Consider the following 19807-nt stretch of genomic DNA (forward strand, 5'->3'; position numbering starts at 1 on the left):
TTGATGGCGCGGATTTTTTCATGACTTAATTTCCTGATAGGAGAAGACCGAGCTGTGCAAGCAACGCACTACCCGCGTACGTTCCCGTAAAAACAAATACGGCAACAATCGCAACCTTCCATGATGTATTACGAAGGTCAACTAATCGATTAGCAACAGAGACTCCTGCAAAGGTAAGGATAGGCGTTGTAATGGAAAGAAAGTCAACAGCCTGGATAGCTTGTACAAAGAAATCTGAGAGCAAACAAAGAACAAGTGATGTAATGGATACCCAGCCGAGAATAGGGAAATCACGAATAAACTTGACTGGCGATTTTTGCATAAGATTTGAGATGACTATTCCTATCATGGAAAAGAGCCACAATACTGCAAGTCCGGCAATTGTCATTCCTGTTACAGGGGTAGATTCCGGATTTTTTAAAAGTTTTATTTCCTGAGTGAATAATATAAGGGCAACACTCAATAGAAGGATAAGTCCGTATTTAGTATATTTGCGTAAAGTTGGGCTCATTATTTGTCACCTCTAGTGAAAGTTTTATACATAAATCGCTGTAGGGGAGCGGCTAGAAATACCATCGTAAATGTTCCAAGAAAGCTGGTAAGTAGCTGACTAGCTGAAGCATATGCTAGGATTGTGCTTTCCATTTCTGGTATACGTGCGACCAATGTTGCAGAAGCTGCGCTCATCATACTACCTGAACCAACACCTGAAGCCATTGCCAATGCTTCGACGCGAAGTCCAAGATCAAGCATTATGGGTGCAAACACGCTAAAGAAAATAGCCCCAAACAATGTTCCAATAATGTAAATAGAAAGCACACCACGGCCTTCCTTTGATTCCAATGTATATTTCTCCGAGATATAAGCAAGTTCCCCTTCACGTCCGATACCCAATGTGGCACCAATTGCTTCTCTCCTTAATCCGAGTAGCAGTGCAATTGGAAGACCAATCAGAACAGTTCCTAGGTTACCAATTTCTTGAATGATAAATACCCAGCCAACCTGAAGTATTTCTCTAATTTGTGGAGCGACATCTGCCCCGTATCTAGCCATCAGTGGCAGCATGATAAAGATAAGATATTTCCCCGCAAAACTAATGTTTCGATCACTGTATACCTTCTTCCAGAACCCTTTCCGGAAAATTTGTAGGCCGAGAACCATCGTAATAATAATGGCAAAAACTAATGGCAATAACCCAATGTTAAAAGGGCCAATTGGAATGTTTTGGAATCCTATCATCTCTGAAATGGTAATGACAGCTAGGATGAAAATAAGGAAATAAGAAAAGTTTTTAAACAACGTATACCCCTCGATTCTGGAAAGTTCTTTTATTTAGATAGATTAGTAGAGTTCGTTATATGTCTCTTTTTAAGTCGAGCGGAAACCTCGCCAAGCCGAGCGAGAACCTAGCCAAGCTGAGCGAGGACCCTGGGAAGTCGAGCGGAAACCTCGCCAAGCCGAGCGAGGACCCTGGGAAGTCGAGCGAGAACCTGGCCAAGTCGAGCAACCCAGAATAACGTTTACTCCACAATCCCAGCAATAAGTTCCGTATACTCCGCATAAGATTTTCGATAAAGTTTTTCTTTGTCTATATTACCGTTCATTTTTTCTAGTACATTCGCAAGGAAACGTGGGAACGTTTCATAAATGTATTCTGGATCCACATCAATAAAGTCGTCGCCATGAATGGTTCCAGTGAAGCCACTATAGCCAATTTGAATACATGGCATCATATAAGAAAGGTCTCCGATATCTCCTGCGGCACTAATGAAGTTGTTATTTAATAATTCTTCTATCTCGTTGGTTTCATCAAACGCTTCTTTTACAAAAGTAGATAAATATCTATCCTGTACAAATGGAAGGTAGCCCATTTGGGTGTGTGTATTCACCTTGCCTTGAAGTGCCAGCGCACTTCCGTTTGCAGCGTCATCAAGCTTTAATGCAGTCTTTTTCAAATAATCGACTGTCTTGGTCCTTAGATCTGTACCTACTGTGATCTGATTAGGGACAACATTTGTAGACATATCGGATTTCATAACAATTGGATTAATCCGTACATGTTCGGCTTCGTCTAATTGCTGACGACCAAGCGATACCGCTGTATTAAATAATGTCGACATGCTATAAGCATTTTTCGCGGAGAAAGGATCAAACCCGGCGTGTGTTGCTTTTCCTTCAAATGTATATTTTTTATAAAGGAATCCCGCCAGGTCGCAATTTATTTCAACCGTCCGTTTTTCAAATTCCCCGCCAATTGCGTGAACGCAAATACCAAGGTCGATATCATCAAAGATACCTAGCTTCATTGCTTCTGGTTTTCCTCCATAATGAGAAATCGTTCCTTCTTTAATTAAATCGTCTCGGTAATCGAGATCAAGGTATTCTTCAGCTGGAACAAAGATAAAACTAATTTTATTTGTTAATGTTGCTTCAGATTTATGAAGATGGCTGTATAATGCAAGAGCGATAGCGACCTGCGTATAGTGTCCACAATTATGTGCTGCACCCGAATTCTTATCAGCATACATGTGACTTGGCGCATACACAGCATCAAGCTCCGCAATGAAAGCGATATGTGTGTCCTCGTTCGGGTTCCCCATGGTTGTCTTAAACCCAGTGGTACTGAACTCTTCAAAGCCAATGTTCGGATTTACCTTTTTAAGATAATTCATTACTTTTTCTTTTGTTCGTGTTTCTTTGTAACCAAATTCAGGATGAAAATAGATATCCTCTGCTATTTCTTTGATTTCCTCATATTGCTCTTTGAAAAGCATCGCAAATACCCCCATAATTATTTTAACGTGCTAAAGTATGTTTTTATCTTAGCATTCGACAAAAATTGCGTCAATAACGAATTTTATTTATTTATTTTTATTTAATGTTCGTATTTTGGTTATGAACTTATACAAAAAACGCCCGATTGCTAGGAAGCAATGGGCGTTACACTAGTTATTTTTTCTTTTCAACACAACAAGTTGCTCTCCCTTGCTCAGGTTTATTTTCTTACGCAAGGTCACGAGCTGGATCGTTTTGTTTTCTTTCTGAACAAAGAGAGGAGTACATTCCTCCGGTATAGTGTCCTTGTCCAGCTTACAATTTTCTTTAATTAAAATTGGCTTTATTTCATACGTTGTATTTATTTTTCGATTTAGTTCAGTAAAAATAGCATTCTCTTCGAATAGTAGGTGTGCTTTATGGGATGTATTTATTTCTTTTTTACCCAAGCTACTTCCTGCTGGTAAGGAGAAGGTATTGTTAAAGCCAAATTCAGGTGCGAATGTTTGGCTGACGAGTGCATTATAGGCCATGTCTCCAGTCATCGCTAGTATCGTTTCATATGGTGTAAGATCCACGTCGTATTGCGTATGCTCTGATAAAAGCTGGCCATGATAGATCGGGATGTCCTTATCGATAGCTGCCTGTAATCTTCCTCTAGAGGAATCACTAATTAGAACAGGAATACCAAGTTCTTTTATATATTTGGCAAAAGCTATGGAAAAGCTACTCGCTCCCACGATAAGAACGCCGGGTGGTGCATCATTAGCCAGACCAAGTGCTTTCGCCATAGGGCGTAAAGTGAAGCCATGGGCACAAACAGTGATGAAAACCAGGGCAAAGGTTAGCGTTGTTAGTAAGGCTGCACCTTCATGCCCGTCCTCAAGCAGAATCGCGGCAAAATATCCGGAAACGGTCAGTGCGACCACCCCTCTGGGAGCGACCCAACCAATTAGGGTTTTCTCCTGTTTCGTTAACTCTGTTCCAATGGTGGAGAGCCAGATAGATAATGGACGAACGATAAAGAGCATAACGAGTACGAACCCGATAATTGGCCAAGTAAAGATCTCCGCAATCGTTTCCCGAGAAAGAGATGCTGTTAGTAAAATGAAGATCGTGGAGGTTAAAAGCACCGAAATGTTCTCCACAAAATGATTCACATTGCCAATTGACGAAAGATACCGCTTCGTGCGGGCAAGCGTGAGTCCCATAACCGTTACAGCGAGCATTCCTGTTTCATGCATAATGACCTCAGCCACGGTAAAGCAAAGTAACACAAAGGCTAAAATGATTGGTGATTTAAGATATTCAGGAAAAACCCCTTTGCTTACCATAAAACTTACCAATAAGCCAATGCCTAGTCCTAATAAAATGGCAATAAAGGCGCTGACGAAGAATGTAAGCATATAATCTGCATGCAAGCCTTCTGTGTTGATGACTTTGATTACTTCGTAAGCAAATAAAGCAAGTAATGGGCCGAATGGGTCGACAATAATGCCTTCCCATTTAAAAACAGCAGCAATCCGCGGGCTTAGCTTAGCATTCCGTAACAGTGGAATAATCACAGTCGGACCTGTAACAACAAATAACCCACCAATGATAAAGGAAATTTCCAAGCTGAGACCTGCTATGTAATGCGCTGCGAGTGCGCCGAAGATCCAAGCAATAATGGCACCTATTGTAACAATACGAAATACAGATTTGGAAACACCCTTTATTTCTCTAACATCAAGCGTTGAGCTCCCCTCAAATAGGACAATGGCAACGGCAAGCGAGATAAGTGGGCTATATAGTTCACCTAATGCCTCCTGGGGATTAAATAACCCAAAGACAGGACCGAGCAATAAGCCGGCTATCGACATAATTACAATCGATGGCCATTGTATCCGCCAAGCGAGCCATTGTGAAAAAATACCAACGACAAGGATAACGACCATACTGATTAACACAACATTTTCCATGCGAGCACCTTCTAATCATTATATAATGGTATTCATTTTACCAATTTTGCCAGAGTTTGTCGCTATTTAGAGGTTTAGGGGGGAGGAGTTAGTCTGGGTGACGCATGAATTGCCTGGAGTGGCGCAACCTCAACTCCGAGCGACGCAATACCCACTGGAAGAGATGCAACACCAGGTCGAAGCGACGCGAGACAGCCAGAAGAGGCGGGTGCAAGTGACGCAACAATTAGGTGAAACGGCAAAGTGTGGGAGAATAACAGGATTAGTTATCCCCACCACATAGCCAAAACAATAAAAGACCAGCTATACGTCAATAATCCAAGGATGCCAAATATAGCAAAATACGCTTCCATTCTATCCTTTTCAATTCTCTGTTTTTTAAACTGGATGTAGGTAAAAACAAAGCTACTTAAATATAGAAGTAGACTTATTATCGAGGTGCCGGTTAAATAGTATATCGGATATGATTTAAAGAGATAGTCATTCAAGAAATAAGCTATACTTTGTGCACAAAAACCTGTGAGGATTGCTACACCAAACATCCCCAAAACACTTGCATCTGCCTTCGTCATAGAACCCGCTCCTTTTCCACTACCTTATAATTTGATATTAGCATAAATTCCCATAAGATTTTCAGCTAGATAGCACTTGGGTAAAAAAATGCAGTCTGGGACTGCTTTTTAATAGGCATGAGCTTTTCCACTAATCTGAAGATGATATCACCGGGTTACCTTTAAAGGTAGTTTATTCTGAATACGATACTTAAAAACATATACAAACTACATCAATTTTTATATTTAGTTAAAACTATAGGGAAAGAATAAGGAGGGATTAAGGATGGCAAAAGGAAAAACAAAAACGAAAAACAAGAGCAAGGAAGAAATTAATGATATGAAAAACGACAATAAATACAAGCGAAATCGACCTCCAGGTAATTAAGAGTAAAACGAAAAGCCCTAAATACCAGTAGAGTGAAAAAACCCCCAGCAGTTAAAAACTACTGGGGGTAAAAATCTAGTAGAGGTTATACAGATGTCGCACCTTGCGCGCCATCAATTCTGTAATAGGAACCACTAATAAAGGAAGCTCTATCAGAGGATAAAAAGACCATTAAGTCTGCAATCTCTTCAGCTGTTGCATATCGATTCATTGGAACAGATGCTTCAAATTGTTTTCTAGCTTCATCGGTGTTGTCACCCATTGCATTGGTTTCGATAGATTTCATCATTGCTGTATCGACACCAGATGGAGCTACAGCATTAACGCGAACACCATATTCTGCCATTTCTAATGCAGCAGTTTTATTCAAACCGATGACTGCATGTTTAGAAGCAGCATAGGCTCCCATGCCAGGTGCTCCTAGTAGGCCACCATTTGATGCAGTATTTACAACAGCACCAGCTTTTTGCTCTTTCATTATGTCCAGCACATATTTCAAGCCAAAGAAGGCACCCATCACATTTACACCAAATACAGCATTAAAGTTATCTGCTGTTTGTTCTGTAAGATTTCCAAAAGCTCCATTAATCCCGGCATTATTGATAAATACATCAATTTGGCCAAAATGTGCTTTTGTTTTTTCTACATAATTTTTTACGTCTTCTTCTTTTGATACGTTTGCTTCAAGTAGAAGGACGTTAGAGTCTTCAAGAGAGCTTGCAGCTTCTTCTAGTGCTTCTTTCTTCAAGTCCACAAGGGCAAGTTTTGCTCCTTCTTTTTGAAAAGCTTTTGCAGCTGCGATTCCAATTCCACCGGCAGCGCCTGTAATAAGTACGACTTTATCTTTAAACTGCATAATTTCCCACTCCTATCACATTTGTTACATGACAAAGGCGGATTTGTCTCTGTTGATGTAACGGATACATAAATTTTTGATCTCATATAAAGCTTACGCCTCTATGGTGAAGTTAATCAAGAAATCTGTTTATCCCGCTCCTTAACTGGCAGTAAAACCTACTTTAAGAATGCGAGAGGTAATCAGGCTAGTGGGGACCAACTGCAGTAATGGTCCGATTCGTTCAACTAACAAGCAGTGGGTGAAAAACGATAATCCCCACTGATTGAAGTTTCACTTTATTTAAAAAGGTTTGCCATGTATTGTTTTTTCGTTTTATAATCTTCCGTCTGTGTTATTTGTTTCTGTAGCATGCCGATTTCTTCTTTAAGTTGATTAATTTCCATTTGCTGTTCTTTTATTGTAATAAAATGCTCTTCGTAAGCATCCTGTTTCTCTACTAATTTCTGCAACATATGCTCATGTGCGGCCACATGCGATATGGTTGTCCCGATATTACGCATAAATGCAGTAATATTAGCAGTATCGTGGCTGATTTTTTGTTCCCATTCTATATAAACTTCGGTCTGTGGATTGTCTACACGCATTGGAAAACTTCTCCCTGCAAGCTGTTTTGTGATGGTTGTCGTTCCCATATTCTGATATTTACACTTTTTTATAAAACGCATCACGTCAATTGCTTCAGTGAGGAAGTAGATTGTATCATCTTGTTGGGTTTTTGGAATATACATCGAGAACTCCTTCAACCAATGTTCCCCTGTTTGCTGTGGGATTCCAACGATATGACAAAGTCCTTGAAAGCTTAGTAATTCCATTCTTTTCACCATCTTTCGCTGATTTATCTCGCCTTTACTGGCAGTACGCCACCATGCAAGGATGCGAGAGGGGATTAACTGCTAGTAAAGGTTCGATTCGTTTAACTAACATTTGGTGGGGAGTCAGGGAGGAGACTCCGACCAAATGAAGTTTCACTTAATGCGTGTGGTCTTACTATAGGCAAAATAGTAGGAACGTGAATGGCATAAATGTGGAAAAAGTATGGGATTTTCCCAATACATTATAGGTGGATGATGAAGTTAGAAGAAGCGATGTATGGAGGGAGCTCAAAACAAATTTTCACATATAGAAAAACCTCCGCATATGTAGCGGAGGCTTCTCGTTTTAGCCTGTTATCCTTCTTTATGGTAAACACGTTCGCCACCAATATAGGTTTCCAAGACCGTAATATCTTTTATCGCCATCTTATCAACGGCAGTTGGATCTTGATCTAGTATAGCAAAGTCTGCAAGTTTCCCTGCTTCCAGGCTACCTGAATTTGCTTCATCTGCATTCAGCTTCGATCCATCAATTGTCATGGTTTGTAAAGCTTTTTCCACACTAATACACTGATCTTCTCCGAGGATTTCTCCGTCCATTGTTTGGCGGTTTACGGCAGCCCAAATGGAAAACAGAGGGGAGATAGGTGTAATCGGGCAATCCGAATGCAAGGTGTACAAAATATCTCGTTCTGAAGCATCGGCAAGTGGATTGATCCGAGCTGTTCGCTCTGGCCCGAGAAAATATTTTTTATGGCGATCTGCCCAGTAATAAACATGATTAATAAAGAATGATCCTGCCACATCCAGTTCCTTCATTCTATCCAAATCGGTGTGTAAAGCTGTTTGCAAATGCTCAATTCGATGTAGGTGATGAGCACGAGGATTCTTATTTAATACAAACGAATAGGCATCCAATATGGATTCAATTGCCTTGTCTCCATTGCCGTGTATCGTAAGTCGGAAACCACGGTTGTGTAAATCAAGTAGTTCTTCCTCAAACTCTTCTTGGTCACGCAACAACTCCCCGTATTCCTCTGGTTTTGTGTAATACGGCTCACGTAAAGCAGCAGTAAATCCTTGAATAGATCCGTCTTGGAAAAGCTTCGCGCTATCTAATACCGCGCGCCCTTCCGTTGCAGCTTGGATTTCTTTATTAAGTGTTTCAGCATTTTTGTCTTTAAACGTGCCACTTAGTAAATGATGTAAGACCATCAAACGCATACGCAATGGATGCTTGGCTTCTTTAACTGCTTTAAGATGTGCCTCATATTCAGCCAACCCAAGGTCAAGTCCAACGCCGGCATCTGAGCATGTCGTTATCCCTTCAGCTAGGTAATCTTTCGCTCCTTCACCAAGCAGGTCAGCCATATCAGAAATAGATGGGGTAGGGATTGCCGCCTGGACTTGCTCCAAGGCAGGCAACTCATAGAGTACGCCATCTAACTTTCCATCTTCGTCTTTTCCAAAGTGTCCACCCTTGGGATTCTTTGTCTCATCTGTCAGGCCTGCTAATTCTAAAGCCTTTGAGTTAGCTACAGCAAAGTGAACCGATGTGTGCCGGATAAAAATTGGTACTTCTGTGGAAACTTGATCTAATTCTTTGCGAGTAGGATGTCGGTTTTCCTTAAGTAATGTGTTATCATACCCCCAGCCAAGCACCCATTCATTGTCATTCACTTTTTCCAGCTGAGCCCTTAATTTTTCTAATATGTCGCTAATGCTTTGATTCAATGGGGAGCTGCAATTAGCTTGATCTCGAAATTGTGAATACATAAGCAGGTGACTGTGCGTGTCAACGAAGCCCGGCACAACTGTTTTTCCCTTTAAATCGATAACTTGACTTGAGTCAATAGTTGCTAGAGACGCTTCTGGCGGCTCAGCAGTTTCCCAAACCTGATCTACTCGTCCATCTTTTACAGCGAATGAACCAGCTCGTGAAAAATTTTCATCCATTGTGAGGATTGTTGCATTTTTAATTACTAAATCAATCGTCATAATTGTGTTCTCCTTTATCCCGCCTAAACTGGCAGTAAATCCTCCACTTCAAGAATGTGGAAAGCAATTCAGTATTATAAGTGGAGGATCAATTGCCAGTAAAGGTCCGATTTGTGCAACTAACATCTGGTGGGGAGGTGAGGAACCCCAGACAAAGTTTCACTTTATGTTGTGGATTCCTTTGTTGTTTCTGTTGTGGCTGTTGCTGAATCTAGATCCTCCCAATAAACAGCGCGGACTTGTTCTGTTTTGTCATGGCTAGTAAGTAGGCTAACGATGACTAATGTTAGAATGGAGACAGCAAAGCCGAATATGGTATGGTCGATGGCCAGATTAAGATAGGGCCAGCTTAATGTTGCAATTAAAGCTAGAATCATACTCCAAATCATTCCATGCTTCGTCACTTTCTTCCAGAACATGACGGCAAGAAATGGGAATACAAGGACGGTCGCGGAGAGTCTTAACGCCCATTGATAGGCCGTTTCAATATTTGTGACAAAATATGCTGCTACCATACCGAGTATTGAAATGATCACAACGGAAAGCCTTGCCGAAAACATCAGTTGTTTATTCGTGGCATTTGGTTTAATCAGCCGCTGGAATAAATCTCTTGTTAGGTTAGAACTTCCTTGTAAAATAAAGGATGTGGCTCCAGTCATTAAGGCAGCCATTAATCCAATAAAAACAATTCCACCAACTGCAGGAGGTAATAGTTCCGCCGTTACATAGGAAAAGATCAGGTCTGCATCCATGTCGGTTGGCACGTATTGACGCGCAATGACGCCGATGGAATAAGGGAGAATTGAGATGGCCCCTGCAATAACAAACCCTGTAATACCAGCACTTTTTGCAACTTTCTCACTTTTTGAAGCGAAAATTCGTTGCCAGGTGGATTGCCAAACGAGATAAAACGGACCTACAGATAGAGCGTAGAGTAATACACTACCCAAGCCTTCTGAGCCTAATGGTGAAATATAATCGATTGGTGTGTTAGCAAGGATTTCTTGAAAACCACCGGCATATATAACACTGGATACAGCAAGGACAATGATCCCAATGATTACAATGACAGATTGCAGCGCATCTGTAATAATCGTCGCTGGTAAGCCGCCCAATATGGTAAAGCAAACGATTAAGACAAAGGAAATCGCAATCCCTGTATTTAGCTCCACTCCAAGCGTAATATTAAAAATCGTGGACATCCCAACCATTTGCAGGGCAAGTGTTGGAACGGAATAAATAAATGCTGAAAGAATAGATGGGATAATGCCTGATTTACCGCCGAAACGCTCGCCAAATAAATCAGCCAATGTATAGAGGCGTTGCCGTCTTAATGGACCGGCAAAAGCAACAATAAGTAGCAAGCAGAATAAAATTCCTGGAAGTGCAAATTTGAAGAATCCGGAAAGTCCTACGGTAAAGCCCATGCCCACCCAACCAATAAAAACAGCTGCGCCACACCATGTGCTTATAATGGTTCCGACTATTGGCCAAAATCCGGTGTTCCAGCCGCCGATTAGATAGTCATCATAAGTTTTCACCTTAAAGAAATAGTAAACCCCCATAGAAAACATTAAAATAAAATAGATTACAATATAGCTTAAATACCAAGTCATGTAAGTTAATCCCCTCAAAAATTTTTTCGGTTTCTTTCTGTCAAGACGTGCTCAAGTGTCACCACCTCTCTTTATAAGTATGTGTTTTATTAAACCAAACACAGACTGAATATTCAAGAATTGTCATTTGGTGTCGAATAAATAGGTGGAACATTTTTCTCAGCCATAGCGTTTTTCAGAATAAATGCTATATTTATTCTCCTAACCCTTATATAATGAAATAGAGAACGGTTACATAGGGGGAGTGGTAAGATGTTAGTCGGAGCAATTGAAGCAGGGGGCACCAAATTCATTTGCGGAGTTGGTACTGAACAGGGAGAAATACTAGAACAGATAAGTATCCCAACAAGAGGACCTGAGGAAACTTTGAAGGACGTCGTGGACTTTTTTAAAGGGAAAGAAATTGAACGACTGGGAATTGGTTCATTTGGGCCTATTCAAGTGAATAAGACTCAGCCTGATTATGGATCACTTTTAGAAACGCCGAAAACGATCTGGAAGCACTACCCATTATTAAAGCATCTTGAAGGGCATTTTCCGGCTGGTATGCCAATCGTGGTAGATACAGATGTGAACGCAGCAGCGCTTGGAGAAATTAAATGGGGCGCCGCAAAAGGAAAAGATTCCTGTGTTTATTTTACTGTAGGGACAGGCATTGGTGCTGGAGTGTTTCTCAATGGGAAGCTCTTGCATGGCTTAATGCATCCAGAAGCTGGACACATGTTTATAAAGCGCCATGAAATGGATGATTTTTCAGGTTGCTGCCCGTACCACAAAGATTGTCTCGAGGGACTTGCCTCAGGCACTGCTTTAAAGACGAGATGGGGCGTTGCTGGAACAGAATTGACTGACGATCGTGCATGGGAGCTGGAAGGCTATTACTTAGCGCAGGCAGCTGTAAATGCTATTGTTACATACTCTCCGGAAAAAATTATATTTGGCGGGGGAGTGTCACAGCGCCCAGGGTTGATAGAGCAGATTCAAAAGCAAACACTGGAGCTTTTAAATGGATATATCAAAAAAAATCAAATCACCGACAATATCGAGGACTATATTTCCTTGCCTGGTCTTGGTTCCCAAGCTGGTTTAAAAGGGTCCTTGGCATTAGTGTTGGATTGATTTTTAGAAGAAAGAAAGCCATGTAACATTTTACAAGTACATGGCTTTTTGCTGTGTTTTATTTCCGTGTTGGGACGATTACTGCTTATCCTAACATCGACCCGATTGCCCCAGCATGAGCACCCTTTTCCAAAAATATGGCTTGATAATCAAAGCTTTCTTCAAACATCTTTAGTCGCCGTTTTAAAGGTGGGTTTTCCTCCAAGGTACTCCCAATGAAAACAAGGGACTTGGTATGATGAGCCTGTGCTGCTTGAATAGATAGGAGAAGGATTGTCTCTGCAAGCAACAGTACTAAGCTTGCCATATGGTCATGGGAGGTCGCTTCTTGATTAAGATGTGCCTTTCCAAAGTTAGCTGCAGTGAGATCTCCCATGAGAGGAGCGGGAGTTGGAGCATAAATATCCCGTATTAAAAGGTCGCTTTCTTTCTCATCACCTTGTTCAGCAGAAGCCACGAGTGACGAAAAATTTGTCTCCTTATTGGAAAGAAGGGAGCCAAGACCGATTAATGTTCCGCCCCCAATTCCACTACCGAACAAACGTTGAAAAGAATGGGGTGTCACATGGTAAAATGACGTTCCTGTACCAATGCTTACCACAATATAATTGCTTACTTCATGACCTTCTTCTTCTATTAAGTAACGCGTACCATTTATAGTTGCTGTGAATTCATCTATTTGCTGAGCCTGTCCTGATAGGTTGGATTGGATATGTGCACCTTTTCCTCCAGTTATGAAAAACTCCGATTCGCCACCAAGCTTTTCAAGCCAGCTTATACATTCTTCCATTTGCTCAGATTGGAAAGTACGCGTAACCATTTTTCCGTTCATACGATGTGCCGTTTTTATGAGTGTTCCTCCTGCATCAATTCCAATAAGATTCATTCCCATCCCTCCTATTACCTTCCTACTACTATCATAACAAAATGCGAGCGATATTTTCGTTAGTTATAAGGTAACATGATACAATTAAGCTATACAGACTTAACAAATTTGGAAAGGAAGATAAGTATGACAGCAAAATTTATCGGTTATGCAGGAACATACACACGGAAGACGAGCGAAGGTATTTATCGGTTTGTACTGGATACGGAAAAGGAAACATTAAGCAAAGCTGAAGTTGCGGCAAAGGTAGGCAGCCCTACCTATTTAACCATTAGTGAAGATAAGAAGCATTTATATTCTGTTGCTCAGGATGGAGAGCTTGGCGGTGTACATGCCTATGAACTAACAGAGCAAACTGGTGAACTTGCTTCCATTAACGGGCAGCTTGTGGAAGGTGCGCCACCATGCCACCTTGATGTGAAGGACGGTGTGCTTGTAACAGGGAACTATCATAAAGGGGATATTGGCCTGCACCAGGTTGGCAGCAATAATGAAGCGGAACAAGGGCAATTTTTAAAACACGAAGGAAGTGGCCCACACGATCGCCAGGAAAAACCGCATGTACATTTCACAGGCTATACACCAGATGGAAACTATATTGTAGTGGCTGACCTTGGGACAGATAAGCTTGTCACGTATAAACAGGAAAAGTACGAGCTGGTTCATGTAAATACATTGACTGTCAAAGAGGGAAGTGGACCACGTCATATTGCCTTCCATCCAAATGGCAAGACAGCATACTTGCTCACAGAGCTCCGCTCAGAAGTTATTGTTTTGGATTATGATGCAGCAACTGGACGCTTTACCGAAAAACAGTATATTAAAGCGATCCCGGAAGATTTCACGGAGACAAATGATGCGAGTGCCATTCACGTTTCTTCAGATGGGAAATTCGTTTACACAGGAAATAGAGGGCATAACAGCATTGCCGTTTTTGCTGTTAATGAAGAGACAGGTGAACTTTCTCTAGTTGAGCTTACTCCTTCAGGTGGGGACTGGCCAAGGGATTTCGTGCTAGATCCAACAGGGAAATTCCTGATTGCATCCAATCAACATAGTGGAAATATCGTATTATTCAAAAGGGATGAAGTAACAGGGAAATTAACACAGACAGATGAAGTAATTGATGTGCCAGAAGTCGTTTGTGTGAAATTTCTTGGTTAAAGATAGTTAAGAATGATGCGTACAAACAGAGAGAGGCTGAGTGTCGGCTTTTCTCTGTTTTTTTAAGGGGGAAAGGGTACGCAAATATAGGTAGGTAAAAAAATGTGCAGATTGATCTTTTTATTTTAAAGGAATTAGGCACTCTCATTTTGTGATTTTCCTTAATAGAGAATTGTGTTTTAAGGATAAAATTGGACGGAGAAATAGCCTTTTATTTATTTTACATTTTTACTAGAATAGCTTAACGTTAGAACTAGAAGTTTTACCCTGCCGTCACGGACAATAACCCTCCTACCTCAAGAAGTTTCACGTTATAGAATGCATAGATTGATATAGTGTGTGGATGAAAATTAATTTATCCCGGTGCAAGCATCCGTAAGACTCCACTTTAAAACATGAAGTGAAGCCGTGATGTTTAAGTGGGATTAGAAAAAACCACCCCACAGATTGAAGTTTCACTTTATAATAAGTAGAGGAGGTGATGAAGTTGGAGATGAACGAAATATTACAGCAAATTCTTGATAATCAGGTCGAGACTAATAAAAAAATAGAGGCATTAGAAGCCAACATGGAAGGGCGCTTTGCTCAGGTGGAAGAGCGTTTCGTGCAAATAGAAGAACGTTTTGAGCAAGTGGAAGAGCGCTTTGCGCAAATGGAAAAACGCTTGGGACAAATGGAAGAGCGGATTGTACAAATAGAGAAGCGGATTGTACAAATGGAAGAACGTTTTGTGTTGGTGGAAGGCCGCCTTGACAAGGTTGAAGAAAAAATAGAGCTGCTGACTTCGCAAACTACACAGGCATACCATGATCTCGTTGAAATTATTACCAATCAAAAGGAAGACATAACACAAAATTTCACACCTCTTGTAGAGACAGCCTTCTGGGCGGACAAGACGCTCCACCTTGAGAAAGAAATTTACCCCGGTGCAACCGTCCGTAAGACTCCCAATTCAGAACATGAAGGGAAACCGTGATGTTTAAGTGGGAGTAAACGGACGCTAACACCCCGATTCGTTCGACTAACAATCAGTGGGAAGAACGAAAACCCCCACTGATTGAAGTTTCACTTTATAAATTAAAACAGCAGCATAGCTGACTATTGCACAATGGTAACACGATAAAGCCTTTGTGCAATCACCCCTTTTTTTACGTTGGATCGTAATAATTTTAGTCAGGAAGGAATGCCCCCGTAGTAAAAATGTTGAAGTTGCAAAATAGAAAAACGTACACATGCGAGTTTTTCTAAACCATTCCTCTTATCCCCACGCATAATGAGCCCACTTACGACAAGTCAAAAAATGAGTAGATATAAAGGAGGAGCAAGAATGAAATTTTTTCATACAGCGGACTGGCACCTAGGAAAACTAGTGCAAGGTGTGTATATGACCGAGGACCAGGCGTACATACTGCAACAATTTGTTCAGGCAATTGAAGAGGAAAAACCAGATGCTGTTATTATCGCCGGTGATTTATATGATAGAGCAGTCCCGCCAACTGATGCTGTCCATTTGCTCAACGATACGTTAGATAAAATAGTGCTACAACTCAAAACACCTGTGCTGGCTATTGCGGGCAACCACGACAGTCCTGGACGCTTGAATTTCGGTAGTAAAATCATGCGCGATAACGGCTGCCATATTACAGGGAATCTTAAAAAGGACATGGAGCCAATTATTCTTCATGATGAGCATGGAGAAGTGCATTTTCATCTTGTTCCGTACTGTGATCCTAGTATTGTACGTAATGAGTTTGGGGATGAAGAGATCCGTTCCCATAACGAAGCTGCTAAAAAAATCACAGAAGAGATTAAAGCAACAATGGATCTTAATGCACGGCATGTATTAGTTGGTCATGCCTTTGTGACACCATATGGTGAAGAAGAGGAGAATACAAGTGACTCGGAACGCCCATTATCCATTGGGGGATCGGAGTATGTGGATGCTACACATTTTAGTAGTTTTCACTATACCGCACTGGGGCACTTGCATCAGGCACATTATGTAACAAAGGAAACAATTCGTTATGCCGGGTCTCCGTTAAAGTATTCGATCTCGGAAGAAAATCACAAGAAGGGCTATTTTATTGTGGAAATGGACGAGAAGGGCGATGTCTCTCTTGAGAAAAAAGAACTTCTACCACGTCGGGATATTCGCACAGTAGAAGCATCCCTTGATGAATTATTAGAGCATCCTATCAATGAAGATTATGTGTTCATTCGCTTGACTGATGAAACAGCCGTTCTTTCACCGATGGAAAAAGTACGCTCTGTTTATCCAAATGCCATGCATGTAGAACGGAAAAATTATATGTTCTCCCCTGAATCAGAAGCGTCTAATGAGCCTATGGAACGAACAAAAATGAGTGATATTGAACTATTCCACGCTTTTTATAAAGAAGTAAAAGGCAATGAGGCGACAGAGGAAGCGGAAGAGCTTTTTAAAGAAGTACTTGATGAATTATTAAAAGAAGAAAATGAAACAGCATCCCCTCAAAGAACAAGGAATGCAGTGACGAATTAGTTGCCTTCCAGGCGGTAAGGAGCGAGCGATTTGAAACCATTAAAATTAACCCTGACAGCGTTTGGCCCATATAAGGAAAAAGAAGTCATCAATTTTACAGATCTACAGGAAAATCGTTTATTTGTTATATCTGGTAATACTGGGGCAGGAAAGACCACTATTTTTGATGGTATCTGTTTTGCTCTGTATGGCTCTGCAAGTGGTCAAGATAGAGAAAACAATGCGATGCTGCGCAGTGACTTTGCTGATGACAATGTCCATACAGCAGTTGAACTGGAGTTTGCTTTAAATGAGCGAACCTACCGGGTACTCCGCCAGTTAGGTCATATAAAAAGTGGTAACAAGACAAAGACAGGGGAACGTTATGAGTTCTTTGAGATAACCAATGGTAATGAAATACCGGTTGTGGATAGGCAGATGGTTTCCGAGATTGATAGAAAGATAGAGGAACTTATTGGCTTGACACAGGATCAATTCAAGCAAATTGTCATGCTACCACAAGGGGAATTTCGTAAACTATTAACCTCACAGACGGAAAACAAAGAAGAGATACTGCGTCGGCTTTTTAAAACAGAACCCTATAAGCATATTACGGAGAAGATAAAACAAAAGCGGCTTGCCATGGACGATGCATATAAGCAGGCCGTTCGTGTGCGTGATCAATACATTGCAGCAATTGGAAAAAGTTTGCCAAAACGAGATAGTAGTACCCTTTTCCCCCTATTAGAGGCGGAATATCAGAATACAAAGCAAGTGCTAGATGGCCTCGAGGGAGAACGTCAATACTATGAGGCGAAAATTGTGGAGGATAAAGCGGCCTATGAGCATGCTTACAAATCACACAATCAAAAGCAAACAACATACCATCTTTCTAAAGCATTGAATGACCGTTTTGCGGCCTTAGAGCAAAAAGAAAATCGATTAAAGGAATTAGTAGACCAAACTGAACAATTTGAGAAAAAAGAAGTGCAGCTAGAAAAGGCAGAACGAGCTCAGCGCCTTGCCCCATATGAAAAGCAGCGGGAAGAATGGCGTCGGGATGAGGCAGCAAAGCAAGCAGCTCGAATGGAAGCAGAACAAAACAAGAAACAGATAGATGAGAAAAGAGTAGAAGTTCAAGCAGCGTATGAAAAAGAAGAGAATAAAAAGGCTGAGCGAGAAGCGATACGAAAAGAATTGGATAAGCTGCATGACTTTTTACCAGTTGTGAAGGAAATGGATACAGCGAAACAGAAGCTTCAACGTCTCCACCAACAAGGGAAAGCCACCTATGCAGAATGGCAGCAAGCGAAAGAAAAGCTTGAGGAACAGAAAAATAAAGCAGAACAGCTCGATCAAAAGATTAAAACACTTGATCAGCTGGTGGAAAAACTGCCCGACAAGCAGCAGCAATTAGGTGAAATGCGGGAACAAATTAAGCTCGTATTGGATTACCTGAAACGAAGAGATCATTTACGTACATTGGAAACAGAAATAAAGCAGCAAAAGCAGGTAGTAGAGGAAAAAAGAAAGCACTATCTTAAGCTGGAGGAAAATTGGATTAGCAACCAGGCAACCCTTTTAGCGGAACACCTTCATGATGGAGAGGCTTGTCCTGTGTGTGGAAGTGTGGAACACCCGGAAAAAGCGACTAGCAGAGCGGATGCGATTTCTAAGGAACAACTTGAAAAGGCCAAGCATGACTATGATGCTGCTGATAGTAAATATAGAGAAGTATCGGCAAACTATCAGGCTGCAAAAACACAGGTTGAGGAAAAGGTGCAGGAGCTAAATAGCTATTCGGTTTCCTTGGAAAATGCAGAACAGACAAAGGATAAGCTTACTGAATCTGGTACTGCACTTAAACAGGAAGTAGAGCAACTAAACAAAGCACGTAAAGAACTAGCAGATCAAAAGCAAAGTTATGAACAGGTAAAAGTAACAACAAAGCAGTTAGAAGAAAAAGTACAAGCAAAAGAAAAAGCATATCAAGAAATTAAATCCTCCTATGATACGTCAAAAGCAGTTTACCAAGAGAGAGTTAACAACATTCCAGAAGACGTTCGGGTCTTAACAGAACTTGAGCAAAAAATTCAACAAGCGAAAAAGCAGCAAGAAATGTTGGAAAATGCTTGGGAGACCATCCTGAAAAGACTGCAAGAAGTAAAAGAAATGCAAGCAAAAGCAGTAGAACGGCTTACCCATGTACAGCAACAGTGTGTAGAAACGACTACCAAAAGGGAAGAAGTGGAAGAACAATTTACTACTGCTTTAGCAGAGGCAAGTTTTTCCGCGGAAACTGATTATCAGGATGCAAAGTTATCTGAAGAAGCGTTTCATGAACTAAAAAATAGCGTAGAGCAGTTTAAGCAAACACTCTCCACCGTAAGGGAGCAAGTGTCTGAGCTCAGGACAGAGTTAAAGGATAAGGAAAAAGCTGATCTGTCGGCGATTGAATCTGAACTGGCTAAGTTAAAGGAGACATATGAAGTTACCCTGAAAACTTGGCAAGAGTCGAAAAACTATCATCAAGAAGCGAAGGATTTACATCAAAGCATAGCAAAAGCAAGTGAAGAATCTGGAGACATCGAAAGAAAACTCCGGACTATCTCTGACCTATACGATGCCATTCGTGGACAGAATAATCGTAAAATATCGTTTGAAAGGTACTTACAGATTGAGTACCTGGAACAAATTATTGATGCAGCAAATCAGCGGCTTAAGCATTTATCAAATGGTCAATTTTTCTTAATGCGCAGTGACCGACAAGAGTCTCATGGTCGGCAAAGTGGGCTTGCTCTTGATGTCTATGACGCATATACAGGTCAGACAAGGGATGTCAAAACATTGTCTGGTGGAGAGAAATTTAACGCCTCACTATGCTTAGCACTAGGCATGTCAGATGTAATCCAAAGTTTCCAAGGTAATATCTCTATAAAGACGATGTTTATTGATGAAGGGTTTGGAACACTGGATGAAGAAGCATTAAATAAAGCAATTGATACACTCGTCGACTTACAGCAATCCGGTCGAATGATTGGCGTTATTTCGCATGTTCAAGAGCTAAAAACCATCTTCCCAGCTGTTTTGGAAGTGAAGAAAACGAAGGAAGGTTCAAGTAGAGCCAAGTTTTTAATTAAATAGCAAAAAAACACAGTACTAGCCAGTGGCTTGGTAC

15 protein-coding genes are annotated in these 19807 nt (G+C 41.1%); 5 read left to right on the top strand and 10 right to left on the bottom strand.

The features are described from left to right. Window positions 1-25 precede the first annotated feature (25 nt). From ACTWPF_RS05235 to ACTWPF_RS05275, 9 genes are all read right to left on the bottom strand, one after another. The gene (locus ACTWPF_RS05235) at window positions 26-511 is read right to left on the bottom strand and encodes a hypothetical protein (RefSeq protein WP_443148561.1); all 486 of its coding nucleotides are present in this window, start codon (window positions 509-511) and stop codon (window positions 26-28) included. Continuing rightward, complete coding sequence (locus ACTWPF_RS05240; protein WP_082667735.1) at window positions 511-1239, bottom strand: DUF3100 domain-containing protein; 729 nt, start codon at window positions 1237-1239, stop codon at window positions 511-513. The genes ACTWPF_RS05235 and ACTWPF_RS05240 overlap by 1 nt, the downstream gene beginning before the upstream one ends. Before the next feature lie 281 nt (window positions 1240-1520). Next, on the bottom strand, window positions 1521-2774 hold the full coding sequence (locus ACTWPF_RS05245) for a M20/M25/M40 family metallo-hydrolase (RefSeq protein ID WP_443148562.1): 1254 nt from the start codon (window positions 2772-2774) through the stop codon (window positions 1521-1523). 171 nt (window positions 2775-2945) lie between these two features. Beyond that, window positions 2946-4736: a cation:proton antiporter gene (locus tag ACTWPF_RS05250; RefSeq protein WP_443148563.1), complete on the bottom strand. Its 1791-nt coding sequence runs from the start codon at window positions 4734-4736 to the stop codon at window positions 2946-2948. A gap of 266 nt (window positions 4737-5002) precedes the next feature. After that, a complete protein-coding gene (locus ACTWPF_RS05255; RefSeq protein WP_106897585.1) occupies window positions 5003-5308 on the bottom strand; it encodes a hypothetical protein in 306 nt (101 codons plus the stop codon). Between the two features lie 452 nt (window positions 5309-5760). Then, window positions 5761-6531, bottom strand: coding sequence for an SDR family NAD(P)-dependent oxidoreductase (locus ACTWPF_RS05260; protein ID WP_161464632.1), 771 nt, complete (start codon window positions 6529-6531; stop codon window positions 5761-5763). Between the two features lie 278 nt (window positions 6532-6809). After that, entirely contained in the window at window positions 6810-7346 is a 537-nt protein-coding gene (locus ACTWPF_RS05265; protein ID WP_161464631.1) for a hypothetical protein, read from the bottom strand. 354 nt (window positions 7347-7700) lie between these two features. Then, complete coding sequence (locus ACTWPF_RS05270; protein WP_443148564.1) at window positions 7701-9344, bottom strand: amidohydrolase; 1644 nt, start codon at window positions 9342-9344, stop codon at window positions 7701-7703. Between the two features lie 164 nt (window positions 9345-9508). Continuing rightward, window positions 9509-10960 carry a sodium:solute symporter family protein gene (locus ACTWPF_RS05275; RefSeq protein ID WP_443148565.1) on the bottom strand — a complete coding sequence of 484 codons (1452 nt, stop codon included), beginning with the start codon at window positions 10958-10960 and terminating at the stop codon, window positions 9509-9511. Between the two features lie 252 nt (window positions 10961-11212). Here ACTWPF_RS05275 and ACTWPF_RS05280 point away from each other — a divergent pair, with 252 nt between their 5' ends. Beyond that, on the top strand, window positions 11213-12079 hold the full coding sequence (locus ACTWPF_RS05280) for an ROK family protein (protein WP_443148566.1): 867 nt from the start codon (window positions 11213-11215) through the stop codon (window positions 12077-12079). An 85-nt stretch (window positions 12080-12164) separates the two neighbouring features. Here the strand turns inward: ACTWPF_RS05280 and coaW are convergent, their stop codons facing one another. Further along, window positions 12165-12965: a type II pantothenate kinase gene (gene coaW, locus ACTWPF_RS05285; RefSeq protein WP_443148567.1), complete on the bottom strand. Its 801-nt coding sequence runs from the start codon at window positions 12963-12965 to the stop codon at window positions 12165-12167. A gap of 126 nt (window positions 12966-13091) precedes the next feature. On the opposite strand from coaW, the gene ACTWPF_RS05290 reads away from it, so the two are divergent. The 4 genes from ACTWPF_RS05290 to ACTWPF_RS05305 all read left to right on the top strand — a co-directional run bounded on the left by ACTWPF_RS05290 (window position 13092) and on the right by ACTWPF_RS05305 (window position 19773). Further along, window positions 13092-14129, top strand: a complete 1038-nt coding sequence (locus tag ACTWPF_RS05290; protein ID WP_443148568.1) for a lactonase family protein — start codon at window positions 13092-13094, stop codon at window positions 14127-14129. A 493-nt stretch (window positions 14130-14622) separates the two neighbouring features. Next, the gene (locus tag ACTWPF_RS05295; protein WP_443148861.1) at window positions 14623-15105 is read left to right on the top strand and encodes a hypothetical protein; all 483 of its coding nucleotides are present in this window, start codon (window positions 14623-14625) and stop codon (window positions 15103-15105) included. A 351-nt stretch (window positions 15106-15456) separates the two neighbouring features. After that, entirely contained in the window at window positions 15457-16650 is a 1194-nt protein-coding gene (locus tag ACTWPF_RS05300; protein ID WP_443148569.1) for an exonuclease SbcCD subunit D, read from the top strand. Between the two features lie 30 nt (window positions 16651-16680). Further along, window positions 16681-19773, top strand: a complete 3093-nt coding sequence (locus ACTWPF_RS05305; RefSeq protein WP_443148570.1) for an AAA family ATPase — start codon at window positions 16681-16683, stop codon at window positions 19771-19773. Window positions 19774-19807: the final 34 nt, after the last annotated feature.

Origin of the sequence: Oceanobacillus sp. M65 (assembly GCF_052246275.1) — a bacterium.
Taxonomy (GTDB): Bacteria; Bacillota; Bacilli; order Bacillales; family Amphibacillaceae; genus Oceanobacillus_B; species Oceanobacillus_B jordanicus.